Consider the following 11,342-nt stretch of genomic DNA (forward strand, 5'->3'; position numbering starts at 1 on the left):
GCAGGTTAACGTGGTTGGGCATATCGTCACTATTGGTATGTTATGTCACAGTTAGAGGAAATCGGAGCATTAAGTAACCGTGTATGAAGCAATAATTAAGAGTTTAATAAAAGGGTGAAAGTATTGCTTAAATGGATAAAATCACTTTGGATATTGTCCGCTTTAATAAATTTATCTGGAATTATTTGGTTTATTCTTGGATCAACAGCCAATTTTCAGCGCGGGATTGATCTAATTGCTACAGTAATTATGATTGGTCTTGGGACACCTTCCTTGTTACTAATTGTTTTGTCAGTCATTTTACTTGTTAGAAGGTGGTCTCCACAAAGAGGTGGAATTGTAGGGATTTTTGCTTTAATTGTCAGCATGCTTTTGTTCACTCCTCTATTTTATAAGAGTGTAGATACGAGTGGTTGGTTAACAGAGAGAGTTATGACAGATTCAATTCAAATAACAACAGACGGTCATTACGAATACAACATAGAAGTTATCAATATATTTCAAAGAAACAGCTATGCCCGTCTATATCTAAAAAACGTTTCTACATCAGAAGAAAAACTCATGCGTTTAGCACTGCCAATATATGAGATCCATGGGATAGGGGTTGAGAAAGTTAACTATTGGGTTAAGCTGGAGCCGACTTCGGAAGCAGACACATACATATTACACACGACGAAGGATTTCCCTTTATCAGGTGAACAGTTTGAAGTAGATGTAATTAATGGTCAGGCAATAAGAATTGAGTAATACATATTTATGGTCTGTTTTAATACATGATGCGGAGTTGTATAAACACAGAGAAGCTCCCATCAGCGACTTCAGGACGATTACCGTCGGTAGCCCTTCATTGTGTTAACGGGCAGATACGTCTTGTTCAGCGTAAAGTAACGTCCAGCATCGAACTTACCTGTATTTGAAAATGGGTATACATGATAAATTGAAAGGATTGAACGAGTATGGAGGAGTGTAGAATTGAAACGCTTTTATTTATCCAGTCATCGTATTTTTACTACTGGCGCTGTATGTTGGACAATTATTCTTACAGCACATCGAGATGAAAAGCCAAGAGTCGAAGATATACGCATCGGTTAAACGCACTGTGGAAGGAGCCCATGATGTGCTGCTTAATGCACCTCGCGAATGCCCTTATAGTTTTGCCAACGAAACCATCGGAAATCGACTCAAGAGCGGTTGAACAACAGGTAGCTCAACTTCATTCTGACTTTAGGAAAGTACATGAGCAAAAAATATAATTATTATAAGTAAGTCGATTTTGGATGATAGCGAAACGAAAGCCCCTGCGTAAATTGCAGTTTTTTTTGTTGTTAGTGCGGCAACTGCGGCGACGTTCGCTATAATGGCAGCATAATTCAATCACTTCGCGAATAAATCAAACATGGACAATCTGCGAAGTTCGCAGATCAGATGTTATACGACAATTCTGAAAAGTAGGTGAGGAGCTGACATAGATCTTCGATAATAATCGATGTTGAGGGAGGTACTACTCTATTGAAACAGCTGCTCAAGAGTCTTGCCGGCGGTTCGCACCACTTGTTTAAAGAAATCAAAAGTGCGTTAAGCCGCTTCATTACACTGCTTTATCCGCTTCGACAGGGCGGGAAGCGTATTCTCTATGCCGGGATTATTCTAGCTGTCGTATGGTACGGATTCATATATTTGACAGAATCGCCTACGAATGCCTCTTCAGCGCTCATCATGGTGTGGGCTTCCGCGGTAATATTGGTATTCGCATTCTTTCCGAATATTATTGATAAAATCAAGAGATTCAAATTCAAAGACGTCGAGATCGAGTTAAACGTTTCGGTAAGCAGGTCCTATTATGAATATTTGATTAAATTCGATATGGCGAGTCAAATCACTGGATATAAAGAGGGTTTCGAAACACTGATGAACCTCGTTGCTCAATCTCGTAGGGGCACTCACAAATCCGTGCTGCTCATCGTGAATGTGATTGATGATGAGCATATTTCGATACCTTTTATGTTCGTTTACTTGCATTATTTGATGAAGAATGGACCAGTTACCCTGGTATTCGTAAAAAGCATGGGGAGAATACCTGCGGATGCCATCCTTGGCATAGTTTCCGGCGCGAAATTCTATTCCAGGATCAAAGACAAATGGGACCATCTCAAAATCAAAGAAAGCATGGATCCGGATGTCAACGATACACATATCTATGCGGATAAATATTATTCGCTTCTTCAAGGGGTAGGAGATATTTTCCTTAAGAGAAAGATGCTAGAAGGCGATTTTGCCAACATCAACTCTTACTCCTTGGTCAACGAAACGGAAGGCAATCTGGATTTAATCCAACTGCACCGTTCCTTTCTCGATAATGAAGATTTTATTGGCGTGATGAAGCAGGGAGCCCTTGCCGGCGTCGTAGCTGCTAGCGAGTTTGCGATCAACATTACCAACAACATGCTTGCAGAATGGAAAAAAAACCAGACCTAGACGTCATCAACATGCTTGCAGAATGGAAAAAAAACCAGACCTAGACGTCATCAACATGCTTGCAGAATGGAAAAAATACCAGATCTAGACGTCATCAACATGCACTTACTTAAAAATTATTATAGTAGGAATTACTCCTTATTCTGACAAAATATCAAGCGATAACAAACCTAAAAATAGGCATTTAAGCATATTGGTAAAAATATACATTTAGTTGAATAATAGAGATGAGTTGAGCACTTTTCTCGTATAGATGCCCTGTGCCGTTTAGGTCTCTAACAGGATATTACCTCGTACAATTTGATACGAATTGTATCATGCGATGGGAGAGATCACGCATCGACAATGTTTTTCTAAACGTGCATGCTGGTTGACAAAATAGTGGCTAAGAAACTGTAACCTAACGTTTCTGAATGCATGATTGAGAATGCACGTATCGGAGGTTGAACACATTGTCTAAGTCGGAAAGTACAACAACTCCCAGCAAGGAAGACCAAATATTGAAAGCTCCAACCATCTCACTACCTAAGGGAGGGGGAGCGATCCGCGGAATGGGCGAAAAATTCGCCGCAAATCCCGTAACAGGAACAGGATCTATGAGTGTCCCAATTGCTACGAGCCCTGGGAGATCCGGATTTGGTCCGCAGCTTTCTTTATCGTATGACTCGGGCGCAGGCAATGGGCCTTTCGGTTTGGGATGGAATCTTTCTCTGCCCGCGATTACGCGAAAAACGGATAAAGGTCTGCCGCGCTATCTGGATGCTCAAGATTCAGATGTCTTTATCCTCTCAGGCGCCGAAGATCTGGTACCCATGCTCACGCAGGATGCGTCGGAAAACTGGATTCCCGAGGAACTACCGCCACGGACTGTAAGTGGTACGGAATATGATATTCGCCGGTATCGTCCTCGCGTTGAAGGTTTGTTTGCTCGCATCGAGCGATGGACGAACGTCTCTGATCCTAAAGAAATCTTTTGGCGTTCCATCTCGAAAGACAACATCACTACCTGGTACGGGAAAAGCGAAGATTCGAGAATCGCCTATCCTGAGCATCCCGAGCGTCCTGAGCGCATCTTCAGCTGGCTAATCTGCCAGAGCCACGACGACAAGGGCAATGTAATCAATTATCAATACAAAGCTGAGAATGCGATTAAGGTTGACTTCTCGAAAGCTCACGAAATGAACCGCGGGGATGGAGATGACAAACGGCGTACCGTCAACAAGTACCTCAAGCGTATTTTGTACGGTAATCATAAGCCTTACCTACCTGAAATAATGGAAAATGAGCCATGGCCGGAACCGCCTGGGGATTGGTATTTCGAAGCCGTACTCGATTATGGTGAACATGATGAAGCTATTCCTACTCCTGAGGAGACTGGCGAATGGAATCTTCGGAACGACCCGTTTTCTTCGTACCGTTCCACATTTGAAATTCGTACATATCGATTGTGCCAGCGTGTGTTGATGTTCCATCATATCCCAGACGATGACCCGCATAAACCGGACGCACAGAAAGGATATGACGGCCTTGTTCGCTCAACCGACTTCACCTACGAGTATGAGAAAGACGCTGCAAATTCACGTGCTCCCATCTATTCCAAACTAGTTGAGGTAGCGCAGCGCAGCTACAATCTAAGAGAAGACGGAAGCTATCTCACCGCACAGATGCCTCCATTGGCGTTCTTGTACAAAGATGCTGAAATTCAGTCCGAACTGAAGGAGCTGCAGGGTGAGAGCTTGGACAATATGCCAATCGGCATTGACTGCATCACCTATCAGTGGATCGATCTCGACGGTGACGGGTTGTCTGGCTTATTGACCGAGCATGCGAATGCATGGTATTACAAACGAAACCTGAGTCCGATGACCTTGGCGGCTGGACCGATTGAGGCGAAGTTCGGTCGGGCAGAACTTGTATCATTCAAGCCTGCGGTAGCATTGGCTGATCGATTCCAATTTCTCGATTTGGCAGGGGACGGTCGTCCGGATGTCGTACAATTTGACGGTCCGACCCCGGGATTTTATGAACGAACCCTGGACGGTCACTGGGATCCGTTCGTACCGTTCGCCTCTTTGCCTCATGTGAATTGGAACGATCCCAATCTCAAGTTCATCGACATCAACGGTGACGGTCACGCCGATATCCTGATCAGCGAACATGACGCATTTGTGTGGTATCCTTCACTGGGCGAAGATGGCTTTGATGCCGCGCAGCGGGTTAGCAAATCATGGGACGAGGAGAAGGGGCCGCATATCGTTTTTGCCGATGGGGAACAGTCGATCTATCTCTCGGATATGTCCGGCGATGGACTCAGCGATATCGTCCGTATTCGCAACAGCGAGATCTGCTATTGGCCGAATCTCGGTTATGGCCGATTCGGCGCGAAAGTCACGATGGATTACGATTCGGAAGATCTCGAATTCGTGTTCGACCACGTCGATCAATTCGATCCCCGCCGCATTCGACTGGCCGACATAGACGGTACGGGCACGACGGATTTGATCTATCTTCATCGCGATGGCGTACGCGTGTATTTTAACCAATCAGGCAATAGCTGGAGCGTTCCGACCATAATCCAAAGCTTCCCTGTGCTCGATAACGTCGCCTCCGTGCAAACCTTGGATCTTCTCGGCAACGGCACCGCCTGCTTGGTTTGGTCATCTCCGTTGCCCGGGGAAGCTCACCGTCCGCTTCGATATGTGGACCTGATGGGTGGGCGCAAGCCGCACCTGTTGGAGACGACGATCAACAACCTGGGCGCAGAGACTACGGTTAAGTATGCGCCTTCAACCAAGTTTTATCTGCAGGATCAACTAGACGGCAAACCGTGGATTACGAAGCTGCCGTTCCCGGTGCATTGCGTGGAGCGTGTCGAAACCTTCGATCACATCAGCCGCAACCGTTTCGTCACCCGTTATGCCTATCACCATGGCTACTTCGACGGCGAGGAGCGCGAGTTCCGTGGATTCGGCATGGTGGAGCAGTGGGACACGGAACAGTTCGCAACCCTTGCAGACGGGGAGACGCCGGCGGCCAACATCGACGGTGTCTCGCATGTGCCGCCGGTGCTGACCAGAACCTGGTTCCACACCGGGATCTACTGCAAGGCTGATCGTGTATCCAACTACTTTGCCGGCATGTTGGATCACTCGGACCGAGGTGAGTATTACCGCGAGCCAGCCTGGCTTGACAACGACGACGAGGCGAACAAGCATCTACTGCCCGATACGATGTTTCCGATGGAGCTTAGTTCGGAAGAGGAGCGTGAAGCGGTGCGCTCCCTCAAAGGCATGATGCTGCGTCAGGAGGTTTATGCGCTCGACGGCCACGGTGCGGACGACGCCTACCCCCATGGCCACCCCTACACCGTCGCCCAGCAGAACTTCACCATCCGCCAAGTGCAGCCGCGTGGCTTGAACCGCCATGCCGTCTTTTTTACCCATGCACGAGAGGCGATCAACTGCCACTACGAGCGCAATCTGGCCGATCCGCGCGTACAGCACGCACTGACGCTGGAGGTGGACGCTTTTGGCAATGTGCTCCGGTCACTGGCCGTAGGTTATGGGCGGCGCCAATCGACGCTGAACGACGTGTGGGACCGCGCAAGGCAGACCAGCACCCTGCTCAGTTACACCGAAAACGCTGTCACCTATCCGATCGGCGCGACGGGTGACCTTGAACTCGAGAAACATAACGATGTCTATCGTGCTCCCTTACCGGCTGAGTCGCTCACCTATGAGCTCCACGGCTTCAAACCGCCCGACGATCCCGGCCGCTTCACCTTCAAATATTGGGAGGAAGACGGCTTCCAAAAGCTGACTGACTTGCAGGAGATTCAATATGAAGACGCAGCACCGGACGGCGATAAGTACAAACGCCTGATCGAGCGCTTGCGCACGTTGTATCGGCCCGATGACTGCGGGGCTAGCAAGGGCGATGCCGGTGCGCTGCTTGCACTAAATAAGCTTGAGCCGCTTGCCCTATCCGGCGAAAGCTACAAGCTCGCCTTCACCCCTGGGCTGCTGGATCAGGTGTTCAAGCGCCCGCGCCAAGCGCAACCCGACGAATCCCTGCTGCCGCTGGCGGCCCAGGCAACGATTCTCGGCGGTAAGGCTGGCAATCAGGGCGGTTATGTCGACCTGGACGGCGACGGCCGCTGGTGGATCCCTTCGGGCCGTTCGTTCTGTAGCCCGGACGATGTGGCAGCCTCTGTTGAACTGGCCGAAGCACGCGGCCATTTCTTCCTACCGCGCCGCTACCGCGATCCTTTCGGCCAGAGTGCCGTGGTTGCCTTTGACGCCCACGACCTGCTGATGGCCGCAACCCGCGACGCGCTCGGCAACTGCGTCACGGTGGAAGCCAACGACTACCGCGTGCTCCAGCCGCGCTTGGTTAGCGACCCGAATCACAACCAGACCGAAGTGGCCTTCGACACGCTGGGCATGGTGGTAGGCACCGCTGTGATGGGCAAGCCCACGGACAATCCGCGCCAGGGCGACCTGCTCGATGGCCGGTTCTTGCCCGAGCCGCCGCAGGCATTGCTAGATGCCTTTATCGACAAGCCGGTTGAGGCATCGCCCGACCCGAAGGTCAGCGTTGCAACCCAGGCTGCGCACGAGTTGCTTGCCAACGCGACGACGCGCATCGTCTATGACTTGACTCGCTACATGCGGATGGGCGAGCCGCCATTCGCGGCCACCATCGGGCGCGAAACCCACGTTAGCGATCTTGGCCAGGGGGCCAAGAGCAAGCTGCAGATCAGCTTTAGCTACTCCGACGGCTTCGGTCGCGAAATCCAGAAGAAGATCCAGGCCGAACCCGGCTCGTTCGATGACAACGCCCCAGCTTCGCCCATCGTCAACCCGCGCTGGGTCGGCAGCGGCTGGACCATCTTCAACAACAAGGGCAAGCCGGTCCGCCAGTACGAGCCCTTCTTCAGCAAGCGGCAACGGCCGGATGGCAGTTTCTACAGCGATCACCGCTTCGAGTTCGGCGTGCAGGTCGGCGTCAGTCCGGTGCTGTTCTACGACCCGGCCGAGCGGGTCGTCGCCACGTTGCATCCCAACCACACCTGGGAGAAGGTGGTCTTCGATCCGTGGCAGCAAACGACCTATGACGTCAACGACACGTTGCTCTTGCCTGTGCGTGCCGACAACCCACTGCGCGATGCTGACATCGCCGGCTACTTCGGCCGCCTGCCGGATGCCGACTACCTACCCACTTGGCACGAGCTGAGAACTCTGCCTGCACACGCCGCAGCCTTTACGGAACGCTACCCGTCTGCCGAGGATCGCCGAAACGAAACCAAGGCCGCTGAGCGCGCCGCTGGCCACGCCGACACACCGACCATCGTCCATCTTGACGTCCTGGGTCGTCCTTTCCTGACCGTGGCGCGCAACCGGGTGATCTGCGAAGGCCATCTGCTTCATGATGAACAAGGCGAAGACTTCTGCACTCGTGTCGAACTGGACATCGAAGGCAACCAGCGCAAGGTGTTCGACGAGCGCAAGCTGCCCGACGCAGACAACTTACCCCTGGGGGCGCTGGAGCAGCGCATCGTCATGGAGTACGCCTACGACATGCTTGGCAATCGCGTCCACCAGTTCAGCATGGAAGCCGGAGAGCGCTGGATGCTCAACGACGTGGCCGGAAAGCCCATCCGCGCCTGGGACAGCCGGGGCCACAACTTCAAGACAAACTACGACTCGCTGCGCCGCCCGATCGAGCAGTACGTGCACGGCACCTTCAGCGATCCCGATCCGCTGAAGCCAAGCTCCGACCCGCACACACTGAATCCACCGAACGAGGCTGGTTTGCTGGTGGACCGGATCGAATACGGCGAACCGGCACCGGGTGCCACGCCGGCACAGGAAGAGGAGGCGCAGCGCCTCAACCTGCGAACCCGAATCTATCGGCATTCCGATTCCGCCGGCGTCGCCAGTAACGCAAGGCTCGACGCCGCGGGCAGGCCGATCGGGGCCTACGACTTCAAAGGCAACCTGCTGCACAGCACGCGGCAATTAGTCAGCGACTACAAAACCATCCCGGACTGGTCACGGAATCCCCAGCCGAATCTTGACGCCGAGAACTTCGAAGGCAGCACCCGCTACGATGCGCTTAATCGGCCCATCCAGTCCGTCGCGCCGCACAGCAGCCTTGGGCGCGGCAAATTCAACATCATCCAACCGGTGTTCAACGAAGCCAATTTGCTAGAACGGGTGAATGTGTGGCTGGAACGCCAGACGGAACCTGACATGCTGCTTGACCCTGGTATCGAGGCCTCGTCGCGGGTCGGCATCGCCAACATCGACTACGACGCCAAGGGTCAGCGCCAGCGCATCGACTACAAGAACGGAACCAGCACCTTCTACAGCTATGACCCTCATACATACCGCCTCACTCAACTGCTGACCAAACGCAAACCAGCGGACTTCCCCGGCGACGAGCCGCAGGCCGCTGACCCCAACTGGCCAGGCAAGCAGGTGCAGAACCTGTACTACACCTACGACCCTGCAGGCAACATTACGCACATCCGCGACGACGCGCAGCAGACCGTCTATTTCGCGAACCAGCGCGTCGAGCCAAGCAACGATTATACGTACGATGCACTCTATCGTCTGATTCAAGCCGCCGGCCGCGAGCACCTCGGCCAGGTCGGTGCGCCAATCTCGCACGCCTATAACGATGCCGGGCGCGTCGGTATCCTCAGCGCCAATCCAGCCGGCCGCTTCGCGCCCAACGACCGGAATGCGATGGGGCGTTACACCGAGCGCTACGTCTACGACGCGGTCGGCAACTTCCTGCAGATGCAGCATGCGCGAGACGACGCTGCCGTGCCGGGCTGGACGCGGGCCTACGCCTATGGCGAAGCCAGCCTGATCGAGCCTGCCAAGCAAAGCAACCGGCTGAGCAGCACCGCCGTCGGCAACGATGCGCAGCAACGGTACAGCCACGATGTCCACGGCAATATGCTTGGCATGCCGCAACTGCAGACGATGAGATGGGACTACCTAGACCAACTGCAGATGACACAGCGGCAGAAGGTAAATGACGAGGACGCGGATGGCGTCGAGCGGCACGGCGAGCGCACCTGGTACGTCTATGACGCCTCAGGGCAGCGCGTACGCAAAGTGACGGAGCTTGCCAACAACGGCGGCATCAAGGAAGAGCGCATCTACCTCGGTGGATTCGAAGTGTTCCGAAGTTACGAAGGCGCGGCCCAAGCACGAAGCTTGAAACTGGAGCGCGAGACTCTGCATGTGATGGACGACAAGCAACGCATCGCGCTGGTGGAGATGCGCACACTCGGCAACGAGCAGGACGTACTGCAGCGACTGATTCGCTACCAATTCGGCAACCACCTCGGATCAGCGAGTCTGGAGTTGGATGAGCAAGCGCAGATTATTTCCTACGAGGAGTACGCGCCTTACGGCAGTTCGACCTATCAGGCGGTGCGCAGCCAGACGGAGACGGCGAAGCGGTATCGGTATACGGGGAAGGAGCGGGATGAGGAGAGTGGGTTGAACTACCACGGGGCTAGGTACTTCACACAGTGGCTCGGTAGGTGGGTTAGCTGCGACCCGCTGTTCATCGTCGAGGGGAACAATCTGTATTGTTACTGCCGCTGTACTCCGACCCAGCGTGTAGATCCCCACGGCACCAATTCGAGCGGCTCGGCGTCGGAGGGCTCAGTGCTCACGGGCACGATAGATCCGATGCTCGATAAGAAGGGCTTCGGCTACAACACCGAGGCCAAGCTCGAGATCACGCTCACGGACGGAAGCAAGGTTATCCGGCGCGTCGATCGCTTTTTTCAAGACTCCAGAGGCGACTGGATAGCCATCGAAGCCAAAGGAGAAAAGCCGGACAACCTCACCGTCAACGAGCGGCTCGCCGACAAAAGGATCCAGGAAGAGGGGGCGCGCTTTCGAGTGCTCATCAGCGCTGGCACGCCACCACCTGGCCATGGTCAGTTCCGGATGGACATTCCATTCACCGAGGATTTCAACGGCGAGATCAAGAGAGGCAATTTCCAATACGTCCATGGGAACGCGAGCCACCAGGCCACAGATACCGACCCGGCGATGGCCTCGGCCGGTCTGTGGAAGAGCTTCATGGAGTCGACTTACAAGGACGCGCCTGGTCATGAAGGCATGATCCGCAAGATCAATCCGAACGCGGCACCGACCTGGATTACCTTCGAGCAGTTCCGGACGGAGTACAAGAAAAACACCGGTCGCGAATTTCCCACCAGCGCTTCGAACGCGACCGGGTACATGACGGTTGCTCCGAAGGCTGGCTTCCTTTCACAGAGCCAATTTCATCCGTCGTTGTGGAAGCAGATTGCAGTTGGAACCACCCTCGCAGGTGTGGTGATTACGTCACCGCTTTGGGGTCCGCCGCTGGCTCGTGTTGCGCCGGCAGCAGTACGCGCAAATTCGGTGCGCATCGCCATCGAAGAAGTCGGCGGCGAAAGTGTTCGTATCATCGAGGAACAAGCGCTCGAGTACGTCAACGAGATCGGTACAGAAGGCGCTGAGCAGGTTAGGCGAGCGGTTCTTGACCCCTACTAGCACGTGTAGATTGTGGTGACGAAGGACCCCAGCACACAAGGGCACGGGAACGGCGGAAACCGTTGGGGTTCGCAGGCTCACCCCAGCTTGCATCGGCTTGGACGAGGCTTGATGCGATGAACGACGGAAACGACGAACGATGCGGTATCGGCGGGCTGGACGTATCTCTTCGCCATCAACCTCGCCGTCCTGCTGGATCGCGGCGCGATCCTTCAGAACGACGAGGGCACCAAGCGGGAACTGTCCGCCGTTTTGGAGAGCGAACAATCCACCTAGACCTATGCCGAGCGACTC

Annotated in this window: 3 protein-coding genes; all 3 read left to right on the top strand. The window is 53.5% G+C overall.

The window, feature by feature from the left end:
• Nucleotides 1-114: 114 nt before the first annotated feature.
• The 3 genes from AC50Y3_RS15615 to AC50Y3_RS15625 all read left to right on the top strand — a co-directional run bounded on the left by AC50Y3_RS15615 (nucleotide 115) and on the right by AC50Y3_RS15625 (nucleotide 11,048).
• The gene (locus tag AC50Y3_RS15615; protein WP_494819649.1) at nucleotides 115-747 is read left to right on the top strand and encodes a hypothetical protein; all 633 of its coding nucleotides are present in this window, start codon (nucleotides 115-117) and stop codon (nucleotides 745-747) included.
• Nucleotides 748-1,509: 762 nt separating this feature from the next.
• A complete protein-coding gene (locus AC50Y3_RS15620; protein ID WP_494819650.1) occupies nucleotides 1,510-2,475 on the top strand; it encodes a hypothetical protein in 966 nt (321 codons plus the stop codon).
• 551 nt (nucleotides 2,476-3,026) lie between these two features.
• Complete coding sequence (locus tag AC50Y3_RS15625; protein ID WP_494819651.1) at nucleotides 3,027-11,048, top strand: SpvB/TcaC N-terminal domain-containing protein; 8,022 nt, start codon at nucleotides 3,027-3,029, stop codon at nucleotides 11,046-11,048.
• Nucleotides 11,049-11,342: the final 294 nt, after the last annotated feature.

Source organism: Paenibacillus sp. J22R98, assembly GCF_059383835.1.